The organism is Nocardioides hungaricus (assembly GCF_054782915.1).
Genome location: NZ_BAAGRO010000053.1, coordinates 63460 through 80426 on the forward strand (window position 1 = coordinate 63460; position 16967 = coordinate 80426).

Below are 16967 nucleotides of genomic sequence, written 5' to 3' on the forward strand. Positions count from 1 at the left end.
CGGCGAAATACATCCGTGTAATTTAACCCGACACGCCGGGCGAATTCCTTGACAATTTCTGTCACAATGTTCCCAGAAGCGCACATCTGTCCCTAGACTCCCATCCGTGTCGCTGCGGAACCGCCTGCTCGCGCCCGTGACCGCTGCCCTCGCGGGGGCCCTGGTCGCGGGCCTCGTCGCGCTCGCCCCCGCGTCCGCGGCGACCGCCGACGGCGACCGGCCGGTCGTAGGGAAGGTCGTCGGCAAGGCGGCGCCCGACCGCGGCCCCGGCGCGGTCTACCAGCGCAGCTCCTACCTCTGCTACGGCTTCAAGGACTGCACCGCGAAGGGCTACTCCAACGCCGGCTATGCGAAGAACATCAAGACCATGTGGTGGCGGATGTACGCGGGGCACAACTGCACCAACTACGCCGCCTACCGGATGGTGAAGAGCGGGCTCCCGAACACCCGGCCGTGGGACGGCCCCGGCAACGCGACGTACTGGGGCACCCAGATGCCGCGCATCACCGACGACGTCCCCCGGGTCGGCGCGATCGCCTGGTGGAAGGCGAACACCGGCCCCGCGGGCTCGGCCGGGCACGTCGCGTACATCGAGCAGGTGATCTCCGAGGACGAGTTCATCGTCAGCCAGGACAGCTGGGGCGGCGACTTCTCGTGGGCCGTCATCACCCGCGGCAGCGGCAACTGGCCGAGCGGGATCATGCACTTCAACGACGTCCCGATGGTCAACGCCGCCCCGCCGGTGATCTCCGGCGTCGCCAAGGTCGGCGCCACGCTGAGCGCGACCACGGGCACCTGGAAGCCGTCCGCGGTCGACGTCAAGTACCAGTGGTTCGCCGACGGCACGAGGCTCCGGAAGTCGACGAAGTCCACGATCCGCCTCACCGAGGCGCGCCTGGGACAGTCGCTCTCCGTCACGACGACGGCCACCAAGCTCGGCTACCCGAGGAAGAGCGTGGCCTCGGCACCGACCGAGGCGATCCTGCCCGGCGAGCTCGGCAACCCGACGCCGCCGTCGATCTCCGGCACGGCCAGGGTCGACGAGACGCTCAGCCTCGACACCGGCGCGTGGGACCCGCAGCCGGACAGCCTCGCCGTCCAGTGGTACGCCGACGGGCAGCCGATCCAGGGCGTCGCCGCCGACGCGACCACGCTCTCCCTGACCCCCGACCTCGTCGGCGCGGTCATCTCGGCGTCCGTGACCGCGTCGCGCTCCGGCTACGAGCCGGTGACCGCGACCACCGCGCCGACCGCCGCCGTCGCACCGGGCACGTTCCGGATCACCACGCCGCCCAGCCTGCTCGGCACCCCGAGGCTCGGCCAGACGCTGACCGTCCGGACCGGCGGCTTCGAGCCGAGCGACGCGGACGTGGCGATCCAGTGGCTGCGCGACGGCGAGCCGGTGCTCAACGCCAGCGGTCCGACGTACCAGCTCACGAACCTCGACCTCGGCGCGCGCATCTCCGCCCGGGTCACGCTGAGCCGGGCCGGCTACACGACGGCCTCGGTCGACTCCCCCGCGACCACGCGGGTCAAGACGGCGCCGAGGCTCAAGGTCCGAGTCGAGCGGGTCAAGCAGCGGATCAAGGTCCTCGTCACGGTGACCGCGCCCGGCGTGGAGACCGTGAGCGGCCCGGTCGTCGTGCGGATCGCCGGCGTGAAGCAGCAGGTCGAGCTCCGTCGCGACGGCACGGCCACGGTCGTCTTCCGCGGCCTGAAGCCGGGAGAGCGCAACCTGATGGTCAGGTACGCCGGCAGCGAGTCGGTCGCCCGCGCGGCCGCCACGCGCCCGATCAGGGTGCGCTAGCCGCACCCTCCGGGTTGTAGGCGCAGGCGTTGTCGGCCTTGACCGCGGTGCCCGGGTCGCCCTTCGGGCCGCCGCCCTGCTTGGGCGCGAGCGCCCTGGCTACGACCTCCTGCATCCACGCGAAGTCGGGGTCGCCGGAGGAGAACCTGTCGGAGGACACGAAGGCGATGGAGCGCATCTTCCTCTCCTTGACCTTCAGGGCCAGGTCGACGAAGGCGGGCATCAGCTTTCGCGGCACGTCGGTGCGGAGGATCTCCTCCCCCGCCTTCGCGAGCGCCTGGTAGCGGCGCAGCACGTTGAGCGGGTCGGCCTCGTCGACGATCGCGTTCACCATGCAGCGCTGCCGCTCCATCCGCTCGTAGTCGTCGGAGCCCCAGCGGCCGCGGGAGAACCAGAGGGCCTGGAAGCCGTTGAGGCGCTGGTCCGGGCCGGGCTCGAGGTAGCCGGTCGGCGGGATGCCGAGGTCGGTGTTGCCGTTGATCGCGATCGGCTCGTTGATGTTCACGGTGACCCCGCCGATCGCGTCGACGAGCTGCTGGAAGCCGAGCAGGTTGATCAGCACGTAGTAGTCGACGTCGATGCCGAGCGAGCCCGCGACCGCCTGCTTGATCGCGTCCGCGCCCTCGTTGTCGGACGCGCCGAGGATCCCGGGGTAGAGCGCCGGCACCTGGCCGTAGACGGCGTTGAGCATCCAGTTGCCCGGGTCGCCGTCGCCGCGGAACCCGTCCGGGAAGACGTCGCGGAGCGGGCTGCCCTCGGGGAACTGCGCGTTCATCATGTTGCGCGGCAGGCTGAACATCACCGACCGGCCGGTGCGGGTGTCCATGCTGAGCAGGATCACCGAGTCCGTGCGGACGCCGGTGCGGCCGACACCGCCGTCGCCGCCGAGCAGCAGCACGTTCACCCGGTCGCGACCCGCCCAGGGGTCCTCCTCGGTCGCGCCCTCGGGCAGGGTGGCGTTCTGCTCGTCGTCGAAGACGGTCGCCACGAAGCTGGCCTGGCTGTTGGCGATCCGCACGCTCTGGACCGCCGGCAGCGCGACGAGAACGCACATCAGGGTCACCACGATCGCGCCGAGGACCTGCTCCAGCCGGCTCATGCCGAGCGGGCGGGCCATCAGGTACGTCGTGACGACCGTGAACGCCCAGAGCAGGAACACGGCGCCGATGACGACGGCCGCGACGCGCAGCCGGGTCGGGTCGAACGCGAAGTCGAGGAAGTTGCGCAGGTCGGTCGCGTAGTAGGCCAGCAGGCCGAGACCGGCGAGGAACGGCAGCAGGACCAGCCAGCCGAGCCGTCGCCGGGTCCACAGGTAGCCGGTCCCCGGGATCACCGCGCCGAGCACGGTCACGCCCAGCGCGCCACCCAGCGATCGGGCCCGCCGGAACGTCCGCGCGCGCCCCCGGGCACGGTGCCGCGCGCGCGCTGGAGGCACACCCGTCTGCGGCGACGTCGCCATGCGCACCCTCCCGGCCGATGTCGCGGTCGAGGGTACCCGCCGTACCGTCCCGGGTAGGGTGCAACACGTTCTCGGGGGTGTCCGGGAGTGCGATCCCGAGCGACCACGCCTCGCGATCGAGGAGTCGGCCGGGGCCAGCCCGATCTCCACACGGAGGATGCGGCGCGCGCTGGGCGGCGAGGGCACCGACGTAGGATCGGCGGCGTGCTCCTCCCCGGCCCGATCATCGGTGCGCAGCCCACCGTCGGCCGCGGGGGTCGCCGTTGAGCGAGGCGTTCGGGCACTTCCGCGTCGGCTTCGTCATCGGCGCGACACCGGACAAGTGGGCCCGCGTGTGGCGAGCGCGCTACTCACGCGACCCGCTCGAGCTGGTGCCGCTCGCCGAGGACGAGCAGGAGGAGCGGGTCCGCGCGGGCACGCTCGACACGGCGCTCGTGCGGCTGCCGATCGACCGTGACGGGCTGCACTGCATCCCCCTCTACGAGGAGCTGCCGGTCGCCGTCCTGGGCGCCGAGCACCTCCTCACGCTCGCCGACGAGGTGACCACGGCCGATCTCGCCGAGGAGCAGCTGGTGCTCCCCGAGCGGTCCGGCTGGACGCCGTCCGCAGCGCAGCTCGCCTGGCCGGCCATGTCGGTCCGGGACGCCGTCGAGGTGGTCGCCTCGGGCACCGGCGTCGCCGTCGTACCCATGTCGATCGCGCGCCTGCACCACCGCAGGGACGTGACCTACCGGGTCGTCGCCGACCTCCCGGCCACGACCGTCGGGCTCGCCTGGCTGGTGGAGAACGAGGATCCGTGGGTGCAGCGGTTCATCGGGATCGTGCGCGGCCGGACGGAGCGCAGCTCCCGCGGCTGAGCCTCCACACGGGTAGCCGCTCCGACAGGTGGGTATGGCGTACTCGTGACCACACTGCGCCGCCTCCCGACGTCCGACCCGATCCCGCACCCCGCGCTCGACCGGCCCGTCGAGGAGGCCCGGCCGGACCGGCCCGGGCTCGACCGGCTCGTCTTCGGCGTGACCGCCGCGATCGCGCTCGCGTTCCTCGCCTGGGGATTCATCAGCACCGGCAGCCTCGCCGACGCCTCCGGCACCGCGCTGACCTGGGTGATGGACGACATGGGCTGGCTCTTCGTGACCACGGCGAGTGCGTTCGTCGTCTTCGTGATCTGGCTGGCCGCCAGCAGGTTCGGCAACATCCCGCTCGGCCGCGACGACGAGGAGCCGGAGTTCCGCACGGTGTCCTGGATCGCGATGATGTTCAGCGCCGGCATGGGCATCGGCCTGATGTTCTACGGCGTCAGCGAGCCGATCAGCCACTTCGTCACGCCGCCCCCGGGCACCGGCGCGGTGGGCACCGCGTCGTCGGGTGGCGAAGCCGTCCAGAACGCGATGGGCACGACACTCTTCCACTGGACGCTGCACCCGTGGGCGATCTACGCGGTCGTCGGCCTCGCCATCGCGTACGGCGTCTACCGCAAGGGCCGGCTCCAGCTGATCTCGGCGGCGTTCGAGCCGCTGATCGGCGCCCGCGCCCAGGGCGGCTGGGGCAAGGTCATCGACATGCTGGCGATCTTCGCCACGCTGTTCGGCTCGGCCGCGTCGCTCGGTCTCGGCGCGCTCCAGATCAGCAGCGGCCTGGAGATCGTCGGCGGCGTCGGCGAGGTCGGCAACGGCGTCCTCGTCGGGATCATCGCCGTGCTCACCGTCGCGTTCATCCTGTCCGCGGTCACCGGCGTCGCGAAGGGCATCCAGTACCTCTCGAACATCAACATGGTGCTGGCCGTGGCGCTCGCGCTCTTCCTGTTCGTGGTCGGGCCGACGGTCTTCATCCTGAACCTGATCCCGACCTCGGTCGGCAGCTACCTCGGCGACCTGCCGATGATGGCCGCCCGCACCGGTGCCGAGGGCGATGAGGCCAGCTCGTGGCTGCAGAGCTGGACGGTCTTCTACTGGGCCTGGTGGATCTCCTGGACCCCGTTCGTCGGGATGTTCATCGCCCGCATCTCCCGCGGGCGCACGATCCGGCAGTTCGTGACCGGCGTCCTGCTCGTGCCGAGCCTGGTCAGCCTGGCCTGGTTCTGCATCTTCGGCGGCGCCGCGATCAACCTCCAGCAGGCCGGCACGGACATCGCCGGCGCCGGGGGCGGCGTGGTGGAGTCGCAGCTGTTCACGACGCTCGAGTCGTTCCCCTGGGCGACGCTGACCAGCGTCCTGGTGATGGTCCTGGTCGGCATCTTCTTCGTGTCCGGCGCCGACGCCGCCTCGATCGTGATGGGCACGCTCTCCGAGCGCGGCACCCAGCACCCGTCGCGGCCGACCGTGATCTTCTGGGGCATCGCCACCGGTGCGGTCGCGGCGGTGATGCTGCTGGTCGGCGGCGACGAGGCGCTCACCGGCCTCCAGAACATCACCATCGTGGCGGCGCTGCCGTTCGTGCTGGTGATGATCGGGCTCGCGGTCTCCCTGGTGAAGGACCTGCGCTCCGACCCGCTCGTGGTCCGGCGCAAGTACGCCGAGGAGGCGGTCGAGCAGGCCGTCGTCACCGGCGTCACCGCGCACGGGGACGACTTCGTCATCGCCGTCGACAACGACCCGGAGAACTCCGCCGACTGGTCGGCGACTGCTGCCGGCCGGGCTGCCGGCCCGGCTACCAGCTCGTCGCCAGCGGACGACCCTCGGTGAAGCCCGCCGTGCTCTGCACGCCGACGACCGCCCGCTCGTGGAGCTCTGCGAGCGAGGTGGCGCCGGCGTACGTGCAGGCCGAGCGGACCCCGGAGCAGATCTGGTCGATCAGGTCCTCGACGCCCGGGCGGGCCGGGTCGAGGTACATCCGCGACGACGAGATGCCCTCCTCGTAGAGGCCCTTGCGGGCGCGGTCGTAGGCCGACTCGCCGACCGTGCGGCTCGCGACCGCTCGGGCCGAGGCCATGCCGAAGGACACCTTGTAGGCGCGGCCGTCGGAGTCGAGCATCAGGTCGCCCGGCGACTCGTGGGTGCCGGCGAACCAGGAGCCGACCATGACCGCGCTCGCCCCGGCGGCCAGCGCGAGCGCCACGTCGCGGGGGTGGCGCACGCCGCCGTCGGCCCAGACGTGCCTGCCCAGCGTCCGAGCCGCCTCGGCGCACTCCAGGACGGCCGAGAACTGCGGGCGGCCGACGCCGGTCATCATCCGGGTGGTGCACATCGCACCCGGGCCGACGCCGACCTTGACGATGTCGGCGCCCGCCTCGATGAGGGCGCGCGTGCCGTCGGCGGAGACCACGTTGCCCGCGGCGATCGGGACCTGCGGGTCGAGGGCGCGTACGGCGGCCAGCGCCTCGAGCATCCGCTCCTGGTGGCCGTGCGCGGTGTCGACGACGAGGCAGTCGACGCCGGCGTCGAGCAGCTCGGTCGCCTTGGCCGCCACGTCGCCGTTCACGCCGACCGCCGCGGCGATCCGCAGCCCGCCGCTCGCGTCGACCGCGGGATCGTAGAGCGTCGCCCGCAGCGCGGCGGTGCGGGTGAGCACGCCGAGCAGCCGGCCGTCGGCATCCACGGCGACCGCGAGGTTCGCGTGGGCGGCGTCGAGCCGGTCGAACGCGTCGCGCGGGTCGGCGTCCTCGGCCAGCAGGACCGCGACCGGCTGCATGACGTGCTGCACCTGGGCGAACCGGTCGACGTCGACGCAGTCGGCCTCGGCCACGACGCCCAGCGGCCGGCCGTCCCGCACGACGACGGCGGCGCGGTGCGCCCGCTTCGGGATCAGCGCGAGCGCCTCCGCGACGGTCTGCTCCGGCGCGAGCTCGATCGGGGTGTCGAAGACCAGGTGCCGCGACTTCACGAACCGCACCACGTCGGCGACGACCGTCGCGGGGATGTCCTGCGGGATGACCGCGAGGCCGCCCCGGCGGGCGACCGTCTCGGCCATCCGCTTGCCCGCGATCGCGGTCATGTTGGCGACGACCAGCGGCAGCGTGGCCCCGGTGCCGTCGCTGGTGGCCAGGTCGACGTCGTACCGGCTGGCGACCGCGGAGTGCCGCGGGACCATGAAGACGTCGTCGTAGGTCAGGTCGTGGGCCGGGGTGACACCGTCGAGGAAACGCACGTCGGCCCAGTCTAGGTTCTACGTCGTGGCTTTCGTTCATCCCGGAGACCCGTCGTCGCTCGCCACCGCCACCTCGGCGGCCTTCGCCTCGGCGTTCGGGTCCTCCCCGACCGTGGTCGGGCGGGCGCCCGGGCGGGTGAACCTGATCGGCGAGCACACCGACTACAACCGCGGGCTGGTGCTCCCGGTGGCGCTCCCCCACGCGACGTACGCCGCCGTGGCGCCGCGGGCCGACGACACCGTGCGGATCTCGAGCACCTCCGGCGCCTCCCCGTGGTCCGGAACCCTCGGGTCGCTGGCGTCGGCGGACGGGTGGGCGGCGTACGCCGCCGGCGTGCTGTGGGCGCTGCGCTCCGCCGGCGTGCCGGTGCCGGGGGTGGACGTGATGGTGCACGGGACCGTGCCGATCGGCGCCGGGCTGTCGTCGTCCGCGGCGCTGGAGTGCTCGGTCGCGGTCGCCGCGTGCGCGGTCGCGGGGGTGCCTTTGGACCGGCCCCTGGTCATCGACGCGTGCGTCCGCGCGGAGTCGGAGGTGGCGGGCGCGCCCACCGGGGGCATGGACCAGACGGTCGCCATGCTGGCGTCGTCCGGCTCGGCGCTGCTGATCGACTTCGACTCCGGGGAGTCGTGGCCGGTGGACCTGCCGCTGTCCGCGCTGGCGCTGCTGGTCACCGACACCCGGGTCTCGCACGAGCTCACCGACGGCGGGTACGGCTCGCGCCGCGAGGACTGCGCGGCCGCGGCCGCCGCCCTCGGCGTCCCCTCCCTGCGCTCCGCGTCGCTCGCCGACCTCGACTCGATCGCCGACGAGCGCGTGCGCCGGCGGGCGCGGCACGTCGTCACCGAGATCGGGCGGGTGGCGGCCGTGGCCGGCGCGCTCTCGGCGGGGTCGTGGGACGCCGTCGGCTCGGTGTTCGCGCAGTCCCACGCCTCCATGCGCGACGACTTCGAGATCTCCTGCGCCGAGCTCGACCTGGCCGTCTCCACCGCCGTCGCCGCCGGAGCCCTGGGCGCCCGGATGACCGGCGGCGGGTTCGGGGGCTCGTCGGTGGCGATCGTGCCGACGTCGGCCGTCGAGTCGGTCGCCGCCGCCATCGACTCCGCCTTCGCCTCGGCAGGCTTCGAGGCTCCCCAGCACCTCCTCGCCGAGCCCTCCGGCCGGGCCGCCCTGGTCGACTGAGGTATGCGGATTGGTCACCAACCGCATGATTTCGGGCGGAATTGTTGCGGTTGGTGACCAATCCGCGTCCTTCCGCTACGTCGCGGACACCCCGATCCGGCCCTCACGGAACGCGTCGACGAACAGCGCGTGGTCCGAGCGGACCCGGTCGGCGTAGGAGATCCCGAAGTCGGTGACCCAGGCGGTGAACTCGCGCCGCCGCCGGTCGACGCACGCCGCGATCGCGTCCTCGACCTGGAAGTCGACCAGGTCCTGGTCGCTGTCCTCGTCGGACGCGCAGTGGATCTTGGCGGTGGCGCGGCCGAGCTGGTCGACGACCGACGCGATGCCGTCGGGGCCGCCGGGCTCGGTGAGGCCCGCCCAGTTCAGGTCGACCTCGTACGGCGACAGCTCGGCGACGACGTACCCGACCCCGTCGAGCGACGTGTGCCCGAGCAGCGGGTCCGTGTGGACCTGGAGAGCGCGCTGGCTGACGACGGTGCGGTGGCCCTCGTGCTCGAAGTACCGCTCGACGTCCCGGCTGTCCACGAACCGGCTCACCGCCGGGACGTTCGCCTGCTTCATCGTGAGCACGACGTCGTTGTCGAGCGCCTGACTGAACCCCTCGACGAGGAGGTTGTACGCCGGCAGCCCGGCACTGCCGATGCCGAACCCGCTCCGCCCGACGACGTCGCGCAGCTCGTAGAAGAGCTCGCGGTCGAAGCGCTTGGTCGGCGGGATCGTGTCGAGGTAGGCCTCGAACGCCCGCACCACCTGCGCCCGCTCGCGGCTGCCGAGCCGGCGCACGCCGGCCCCGGCGGAGAACATCCGGGTGCCGTCGACGATCGTGGTCATCGCGTCGAGGCGGTCGGCCCGCCGTCGCAGCCGCGCCGCCACGAGTGCCGCGTGGATCGGCCCGGTCGTGTTGTCGAGGCGCAGCGCGTAGTCGTCGCCCTCGGAGCGGCGGTAGTCGTCGACCTGCGACAGGTAGGCGCGTAGGTAGCGGCCGATCAGCCGGCGCACGTCCTCCTCGGGGAGCGCCTTCTGCCAGCCGACGAGGGCGAGGGAGGCCGCGAACCGCTGGAGGTCCCACGTGAACCGACCCAGATACGCCTCGTCGAAGTCGTTGATGTCGAAGACCAGCCGGCCGTCGGAGTTGAGGTAGGTGCCGAAGTTCTCGACGTGCAGGTCGCCGTGGATCCAGATCCGGCCGCTGCGGTCGTCGCAGAACGGATCCTCGGCGGCGGTCACGTCGGCGTAGTACAGGCACGCCGTGCCGCGGTAGAACGCGTGCGGGTGGGACGCCATCGTGCGGTACTTGCCGCGGAAGGCGACCGGGTCGGCGGTCATCAGGGGCGCGAACGCGTCGTCGAGCACCTGCACGATCTGATCCGCTCGGGCGCGGGAGAGCCGGGAGTCTGGCATGGACCGAGCATGCCCGACGGCTTCGGTCGCATGCTTCAATCGCCACCATGGCCAGCAAGAGCGCTCTCGACAAGCTCCAGGAGACCGTCGTCGGCACCGTGCGCGGTGTCGCCAAGGACCCGGTCGGCACGGCCCGGGGCGCCCTCGCCCTCGGCCGCTCCGTCGCCGAGAAGGTCGCCGAGGGGGTCGCCGGACAGGTCACCCGGACCGTCCGCTCGCGTCTGGGCGGTGGTACGCCGCGGCCTCCGTCGGCCCCGGCACCGGTCCGCACCCCCGAGCCCGAGCCGGAGATGAGGGCGGCGCCGAAGCCGACCGACGTCGCCCGCGTCGCCGCGAAGAAGGCGCCGGCCAAGAAGGCCCCCGCCAGAAAGGCGCCGGCGAAGAGGTCAACCCCGAGCGGGAAGCTGCCCCCGCAGAAGAAGGCGGACTGACCTCGAGCTGACCTCGAGCGGACCCCCGACTACTTCAGCTACTTCAGCTCGGCGCTGGTCAGCCCGAGCACCCGCCGGGCCACGATCAACTGCTGGATCTGCTGGGTGCCCTCGAAGATGTCGAGGATCTTCGAGTCGCGCGCCCACTTCTCCAGCAGCTCGCCCTCGCTGTAGCCCACCGACCCGGCGAGCTCGACGCACGAGAGCGTGATGTCGGAGCCGACTCGCCCGGCCTTCGCCTTGGCCATCGAGGCCTCCAACGAGTTCGGCTGCCGGTTGTCGGCCAGCCAGGCCGCCTGGAGCATGAGGAGGTACGCCGCCTCCCAGTCCGCCTCCATCTGGATCAGCTTCGCGGCCGCGGCGTGCTGAGTGTGCGCCGGGCGGTCGTAGTCGACCTCGACCCCGACCTTCGAGAGCAGCTCGCGAGTCAGGTCGAGGGCGGCGCGGGCGCAGCCGACCGCCATGGAGGCGACCAGCGGCCGGGTGTTGTCGAAGGTCGCCATCGCGCCGGCGAACCCCTGCTTGACGTCGATCTCGGGCGAGCCGAGCAGGTTCTCGGCCGGCACCCGGCAGTCCTCGAACCGGATCGTGGCGGTATCGGACGCCCTGATGCCGAGCTTGTGCTCGAGCCGCTCGACGGTCATCCCGGGCGTGCCCTTGGGCACCACGAACGACTTGATCGCGGCGCGCCCCAGCGACCTGTCCAGCGTCGCCCACACCACGACCGCGTCGGAGCGCTCCCCGGCGGTCACGAAGATCTTCTCGCCGTTCAGCACGTAGTGATCGCCGTCCAGTACGGCGGTCGTACGGATGTTGGCGGAGTCCGACCCGGTCCCGGGCTCGGTGATCGCCATCGCGGCCCACACGCCGTCGAAGCGCTCGTGCTGCTCGTCGTCCGCCACCGACGCGATCGCGGAGTTGCCGAGGCCCTGGCGCGGCATCGACAGCAGCAGCCCGACGTCGCCCCAGCACATCTCGGCGATCGACATGACCGAGGCCAGGTTGGCGCCGTTCTTCACGGACCCGTCGTCCTCGTCGCTCGAGCGCTTCACGCCCGCGGCGCCGGCACCCTCGCTCGCGCCGGACTCGGAGAGCCCGTCGATCATCGCGGCGAGCAGGTCGAGCTCCTTGGGGTACTCGTGCTCTGCCCGGTCGTACTTGCGCGAGATCGGCCGCAGCATGTTCATCGCGACCTGGTGGGCCTGCCCGACCAGCGGCCGGAACCTCCTCGGGTCGTCCAGATTGATCGCCATCAGACCAGCACCGCACCTTCCATCACGCCGATCGCCCGCAGGTCGCGGTACCACCGCTCCACCGGGTGCTCCTTCACGAACCCGTGCCCGCCGAGCAGCTGCACGCCGTCCAGGCCGATCTGCATGCCCTTGTCGGCGCACAGCCTCCAGGCCAGCGCGACCTCGCGGGCGAAGTCCTTGCCGGCGGCCGCGCGGGACGCGGCCTTCCAGGTCAGCAGCCGCATCGCCTGCAGCTCGATCGCGATGTCCGCGACCATGAAGGCCACCGACTGCCGGTGCGCCACCGGCTCGCCGAACGCCTCGCGCTCCTTGACGTACGGCGTCACGTGGTCGAGCACCGCCTGCCCGGTGCCGACCGCCAGCGCGCACCAGGCGAGCCGCGAGAGCCGGACGCACTCGGCGTACGTCGACCCGTCGGTCTCCCCCAGCACGGCGTCCACGGGCACCGTGACGTCAGTGAGGCTCAGCTTCGTGAGCGCCGCGGCGCGCACGCCCATCCCCGGGTCGGCCTCGACCTCGATGCCCGGGGTCGACGACTCGACCAGGAAGAGCACCGGCGCGCCGTCGAGCGAGGCGCCGATGACGAACAGCTCGGCGTTGGCCCCGCGCACGACACCGGACTTCACGCCGTTCAGCACGAAGCCGTCGTCGGTGCGGTGCGCCGTGGTCGCCGGGGAGAGCACGTCGAAGAGGACGGCCGGCTCGCCGAGCGCGAGCGCAGCGGTGGGCACGCTCTGCCCACCTCCTTGGCCATCGGCGAAGGCCGACAGGTAGGTCTGCTGCTGGGCCTCGCTCCCCCACAGGCCGATCGCCGTGGCGACGGCACCCGGCGCGAGCGAGGCGACCGCGAGACCCATGTCGCCGTGGGCGAGCGCCTCGGCCACGAGCGCGCCCGCCATCGCGGACCGCTGCTCGGAGATGCCGCCCAGCGACTCCGGGACACCGAGGATCGGCAGCCCGACCTCGAGCCCGGCCTTCAGCACCGTCTCCGGGGCCGCGCACGCCTCGTCCGCCTCCGCGGCGGCCGGCCGCAGCACCTCTTCGGCCAGCTCGGTGGCGACGTCGACGAGCAGCTGCTCGTCCTCGGTCGGCGTGAGGTCGAAGACGCCCGACCGGGGCGCCGCGCCGGGCCGCACGCCCGGCCTCCCCTTCGTGCCGGCCCTCGCGAACGTCCGGCTGGCCGCGGTGATCGTCTTGAACCCGCTCCGGGTGGTCGTGAACACGGCCTGCTCCGCCTGCCGGCGCAGCCCGACCCGGTCCAGCAGGTCGCTCTGTGCCAGGCGGCTCAGCGCGGCGACGGCGTACCCGATCGGGTCACGCGTCTCCGTCGACGACAGCCCGTGCTTCCCGCCGGGCCGGAGGCTCTTGCCCAGAGTTGAGAGAGAGGACATGGCGATAATGTAACTCAGAGTTACATTATCGGCTACGCCTGGCGCCGTGGGGCCGGTCACTAGGCTCCTGCCCATGCTCGATCAGTCTCGCGGAGTGCTTCCCACCGGCGGCACGGTCCGCCCGATCACCCGCTGGGGCGCCGACGTGATGCACCGGCCGCAGCGGCCGGTGACGGCGTACGACGACGCGCTGCGCGCCCTCGCCGCCGACCTGGTCGCCACGATGTACGCCGCGGACGGCGTGGGCCTGGCCGCGTGCCAGGTGGGCGAGGACGTCGCGATATTCGTCTTCGACTGCCCCGACGCGTCCGGGGAGCAGGTCGCCGGCGTCGTCTGCAACCCCCAGGTCACCCTCCCCGAGGGCAGGGACCGGCGCCTGGAGGAGGACGACGAGGGCTGCCTGTCCCTCCCGGGGGCGTTCGTCGAGTGCGCCCGGCCCGACTTCGCCTCGGTGGTCGGCACCGGGCTGGACGGCGAGCCGGTCGCGTTCGAGGGCGAGGGCCTGCTCGCGCGCTGCCTCCAGCACGAGACCGACCACACGGTGGGCACCGTCTTCGGCGACCGGCTCTCGACCAAGCAGCGCAAGCGACTCCAGAAGGCCCACGACAGGACCGCGGCGGAGTACCCACCGGAGTGGCCCGCGGGCTGAGCCCCGGCGTACGCTCCGAGCCGTGTCGGACCGTACCTTCAAGCCGATCCGCTCGCTGACCGGGCGGGTCCGCCGGCGTACCCCCGCGGCGCCGGGGGCCTCGCTCGCGGTCGAGCGGATCGCGGGCCGCGTGAGCATGGTCGACAGCGCCGTCTACGTCGCCGGCGACCGCGTCGACTCGCCGCCGACGCTCGGCGACACCTTCCGCTCGCTGCGCGAGCACGAGGGCTCGGTCGCCTGGATCGGGCTCTACCGGCCCGACCAGCACGAGCTGGGCTCGCTGGCGCAGGAGTTCGACCTGCACGAGCTCGCCGTCGAGGACGCGATCGTGGCGCACCAGCGGCCCAAGCTGGAGCGGTACGACGACACGCTGTTCGTCGTCCTCCGCGCGGCGCACTACGTCGACTCCCGCGAGGAGGTCGAGTTCGGCGAGGTGCACGTCTTCGTCGGCGCCGACTTCGTGATCACGGTCCGGCACTCCGAGGCGCCCGACCTGTCCGCCGTACGCCGCCGGCTGGAGTCGGACCCCGGCCTGCTCGCGCTCGGCCCCGAGGCGATCCTCTACGCGATCCTCGACCGGATCGTCGACGGCTACGCGCCGGTCGTCGCCGGCCTCGAGAACGACATCGACGAGATCGAGACCGAGGTGTTCGGCAGCGATCCCGGCGTCTCGCGGCGCATCTACGAGCTCACCCGCGAGGTGATCGAGTTCCAACGCGCCACCCGCCCGCTCGCGACGGTGCTGCGCAGCCTGTCCGCCGGCTTCGCGAAGTACGGTACCGACGACGAGCTCCAGCGCTACCTGCGCGACGTCGAGGACCACCTCACCCAGGTGATCGAGCAGGTCGACGGCTTCCGGCAGCTGCTCCGCGACATCCTCACCGTGAACGCGACCCTCGTCGCCCAGCGTCAGAACGAGGAGATGCGGGCGCTGTCCGAGGCGAGCATCGAGCAGAACGACGACGTGAAGCGGATCTCCGCCTGGGCGGCGATCCTGTTCGCCCCGACCCTCGTCGGCACGGTCTACGGGATGAACTTCGAGAGCATGCCCGAGCTGCAGTGGGCCGCCGGCTACCCCTACGCGCTCGGCCTCATGGTGCTCGTCAGCGTCACGCTCTGGCGCATCTTCAAGCGCCGCAGGTGGATCTGAGCTGCCGTCCGCAACCGGTTGGTTGATGCGGTTTGGTCACCAACCGCATGATTTCGGGCCGAAATGTTGCGGTTGGTGACCAAACCGCGACGTCAACGGCGAGCCGTCAGGTAGCAGGCGACGGCGGCCGCGGCGGCGACGTTGAGCGAGTCGACGCCGGGGGTCATCGGGATGATCGCGCGGCGGTCGGCGGACCGCTCCCAGCGGGGCGACAGGCCGTGACCCTCGGAGCCGAGCACGAGGGCGACCCGGTCGAGGCCGGCGACGGCGTCCTCGACGGGTACGGCGTCCGGCGCGAGCGTCAGGGCGACGGTGGCGAAGCCGAGCGCGGAGAGGGCGGGCAGGGCGTCGTACCAGTCCGGGAGGCGGGTCCACGGCGTCGTGAAGACCGCGCCCATGCCGACCTTGATCGAGCGCCGGTACAGCGGATCGGCGCAGCGCGGCGCGAGGAGGACGGCGTCGAAGCCGAACGCGGCGCCGCAGCGGAAGATCGCGCCGACGTTGGTGTGGTCGACGATGTCCTCGAGCACCAGGACGGACCGCGCCCCCGCGACCACGGACGGGACGGACGGCAGCGGCCGCCGCTCCAGCGACGCCAGGGCGCCGCGATGGACATGGAACCCGGTGACCTCCTCGGCCAGCGCCTCGCTCACGACGTAGCAGGGCGCGGCCGTGGAGGACAGCTCGACGGCGAGCCCGTCGAGCCAGCGCGGGGCTATCAGGAACGATCGCGGCGTGAAGCCGGCCGCGACCGCGCGGCGGACGACCTTCTCACCCTCGGCCAGGAACAGCCCGTGCTCCGCCTCGAGGTGCTTGCGCAGCTCGACGTCGCGCAGGTCGCGGTAGTCGGCGAGCCGGGGATCCGCGGGGTCGCTGATCTCGACGAGGGCGGCCATCAGGCGAAGTGCTCCGGATGCGCCACGGCCACCACCGGGCCCACCACGATGATCGCCGGCGGCCGCACCGCCTCCGCGGCCAGCCGGTCGGCGAGCGTGCCCAGGGTCGCGAGCACCGTCCGCTGCCCCGGCATCGTCCCGTCGCAGACGACCGCGACGGGACAGTCCGGCGCGCGGCCCCCGGCGATCAGCGCCGCCGCGATCGCGGGCGCGTTCTCGACGGCCATCATCAGCACCACCGTCCCGCGGAGCGCTCCCAGCGCGGGCCAGTCGACGAGCGACTCGGGGTGGCCTGGCGGCAGGTGCCCGGAGACCACGGTGAACTCGTGCGCGACCCCGCGGTGGGTCACGGGGATGCCGACCACGCCCGGTACGGCGATCGGGCTGCTCAGCCCCGGGACCACGGTCACCGGCACGCCGGCCTCGCGGCAGGCCAGCACCTCCTCGTAGCCGCGGCCGAACACGAAGCTGTCGCCGCCCTTGAACCGGACCACGCGCTTCCCCTCGAGCGCGCGCGCCACGATGATCCGGTTGATCTCCTCCTGCTGGGCCGACCGACCCCGGGGCAGTTTGGCGACGTCGACCAGCTCCACGTCGGCGGGCAGCTCGCCCAGCAGCTCGCGCGGGGCCAGCCGGTCGGCGACGACCACGTCGGCCTCCATCAGCGCCTTGCGCCCGGCGACCGACATCAGCTCCGGATCGCCGGGGCCGCCACCGACCAGGACGACGCCGGGCGTGCGGTCGCGCTGGTGGCGGGCTGCGATCGTGCCCTCACGCAGGCCCTCCAGGATCTCGTCGCGCACCGTGGCCGAGCGCTGCGGCTCCCGCTGGCCGAGCACCGCGACCGTGACGCCCGCGTGCCGCCCGACCGCCGGCGTCCACGCCGAGGCCCGGGTCGCGTCGTCGGAGCGCACGCAGAAGATCCGGCGTACCTCCGCCGCCTCCGACACGGCCTCGTTGACCGCCCGGTCGTCGGTGGCGGCGATGACGTACCAGGCCTCGTCGAGGTCCGCGGGCTCGAACCCGCGCGCGTGCCACGTCGCCTCGCCACCCCGCGCGAGGCCCTCGATCGCCGGCGTCACCTCGGGCGAGACCACGTGCACGTCCGCGCCGGCCGCGATCAGGTGCGGCACGCGCCGCTGCGCGACGTGCCCGCCGCCCACGACGACCACCCGGCGGCCGGCCAGCAGCAGGCCGGCGGGGTACGGCGTGAACGCGTCCATCCGCACATCATCGCGGCCTCGGGCGACGCGTCCGTGGC

Annotated in this window: 14 protein-coding genes; 7 read left to right on the forward strand and 7 right to left on the reverse strand. The window is 72.6% G+C overall.

Going from position 1 to position 16967, the window contains the following annotated elements; translation table 11 throughout:
* The first annotated feature begins 106 nt into the window (after positions 1-106).
* Positions 107-1807, forward strand: coding sequence for a CHAP domain-containing protein (locus ACYVKX_RS19600; RefSeq protein WP_460835358.1), 1701 nt, complete (start codon positions 107-109; stop codon positions 1805-1807).
* Here the strand turns inward: ACYVKX_RS19600 and ACYVKX_RS19605 are convergent.
* The gene (locus ACYVKX_RS19605; RefSeq protein ID WP_460835359.1) at positions 1794-3266 is read right to left on the reverse strand and encodes an LCP family protein; all 1473 of its coding nucleotides are present in this window, start codon (positions 3264-3266) and stop codon (positions 1794-1796) included. The two genes, ACYVKX_RS19600 and ACYVKX_RS19605, sit on opposite strands and share 14 nt — an antisense overlap.
* A gap of 263 nt (positions 3267-3529) precedes the next feature.
* On the opposite strand from ACYVKX_RS19605, the gene ACYVKX_RS19610 reads away from it, so the two are divergent.
* Positions 3530-4123: a LysR family substrate-binding domain-containing protein gene (locus ACYVKX_RS19610; protein ID WP_460835360.1), complete on the forward strand. Its 594-nt coding sequence runs from the start codon at positions 3530-3532 to the stop codon at positions 4121-4123.
* A gap of 45 nt (positions 4124-4168) precedes the next feature.
* Positions 4169-5950, forward strand: coding sequence for a BCCT family transporter (locus ACYVKX_RS19615; RefSeq protein ID WP_460835361.1), 1782 nt, complete (start codon positions 4169-4171; stop codon positions 5948-5950).
* Here the strand turns inward: ACYVKX_RS19615 and ACYVKX_RS19620 are convergent.
* Positions 5916-7352: a GuaB1 family IMP dehydrogenase-related protein gene (locus tag ACYVKX_RS19620; protein WP_460835362.1), complete on the reverse strand. Its 1437-nt coding sequence runs from the start codon at positions 7350-7352 to the stop codon at positions 5916-5918. The genes ACYVKX_RS19615 and ACYVKX_RS19620 overlap by 35 nt on opposite strands.
* Positions 7353-7377: 25 nt before the next feature.
* Between ACYVKX_RS19620 and galK the strand changes: the two genes are divergently transcribed.
* Positions 7378-8532, forward strand: a complete 1155-nt coding sequence (galK, locus tag ACYVKX_RS19625; RefSeq protein ID WP_460835363.1) for a galactokinase — start codon at positions 7378-7380, stop codon at positions 8530-8532.
* Positions 8533-8607: 75 nt separating this feature from the next.
* On the opposite strand, the gene ACYVKX_RS19630 is transcribed toward galK, so the two are convergent.
* On the reverse strand, positions 8608-9936 hold the full coding sequence (locus ACYVKX_RS19630) for a DUF2252 domain-containing protein (protein WP_460835364.1): 1329 nt from the start codon (positions 9934-9936) through the stop codon (positions 8608-8610).
* Between the two features lie 47 nt (positions 9937-9983).
* Here ACYVKX_RS19630 and ACYVKX_RS19635 point away from each other — a divergent pair, with 47 nt between their 5' ends.
* Positions 9984-10367: a hypothetical protein gene (locus ACYVKX_RS19635; RefSeq protein WP_460835365.1), complete on the forward strand. Its 384-nt coding sequence runs from the start codon at positions 9984-9986 to the stop codon at positions 10365-10367.
* Positions 10368-10405: 38 nt separating this feature from the next.
* Here the strand turns inward: ACYVKX_RS19635 and ACYVKX_RS19640 are convergent, their stop codons facing one another.
* Both ACYVKX_RS19640 and ACYVKX_RS19645 read right to left on the reverse strand, forming a co-directional pair.
* Positions 10406-11620, reverse strand: a complete 1215-nt coding sequence (locus tag ACYVKX_RS19640; protein WP_460835366.1) for an acyl-CoA dehydrogenase family protein — start codon at positions 11618-11620, stop codon at positions 10406-10408.
* The gene (locus ACYVKX_RS19645; protein ID WP_460835367.1) at positions 11620-13011 is read right to left on the reverse strand and encodes an acyl-CoA dehydrogenase family protein; all 1392 of its coding nucleotides are present in this window, start codon (positions 13009-13011) and stop codon (positions 11620-11622) included. Before ACYVKX_RS19645 ends, ACYVKX_RS19640 begins: the two co-directional genes overlap by 1 nt.
* Before the next feature lie 73 nt (positions 13012-13084).
* On the opposite strand from ACYVKX_RS19645, the gene def reads away from it, so the two are divergent.
* Together def and ACYVKX_RS19655 are read left to right on the forward strand one after the other, a co-directional pair.
* Entirely contained in the window at positions 13085-13660 is a 576-nt protein-coding gene (gene def / locus ACYVKX_RS19650) for a peptide deformylase (RefSeq protein WP_460835368.1), read from the forward strand.
* 22 nt (positions 13661-13682) lie between these two features.
* Positions 13683-14810, forward strand: coding sequence for a magnesium and cobalt transport protein CorA (locus tag ACYVKX_RS19655; RefSeq protein WP_460835369.1), 1128 nt, complete (start codon positions 13683-13685; stop codon positions 14808-14810).
* Positions 14811-14902: 92 nt separating this feature from the next.
* Here the strand turns inward: ACYVKX_RS19655 and ACYVKX_RS19660 are convergent, their stop codons facing one another.
* Both ACYVKX_RS19660 and cobA read right to left on the reverse strand, forming a co-directional pair.
* On the reverse strand, positions 14903-15706 hold the full coding sequence (locus tag ACYVKX_RS19660; protein WP_460835370.1) for a TrmH family RNA methyltransferase: 804 nt from the start codon (positions 15704-15706) through the stop codon (positions 14903-14905).
* Complete coding sequence (gene cobA, locus ACYVKX_RS19665) at positions 15706-16929, reverse strand: uroporphyrinogen-III C-methyltransferase (RefSeq protein ID WP_460835371.1); 1224 nt, start codon at positions 16927-16929, stop codon at positions 15706-15708. The genes ACYVKX_RS19660 and cobA overlap by 1 nt, the downstream gene beginning before the upstream one ends.
* Between the last annotated feature and the right edge of the window lie 38 nt (positions 16930-16967).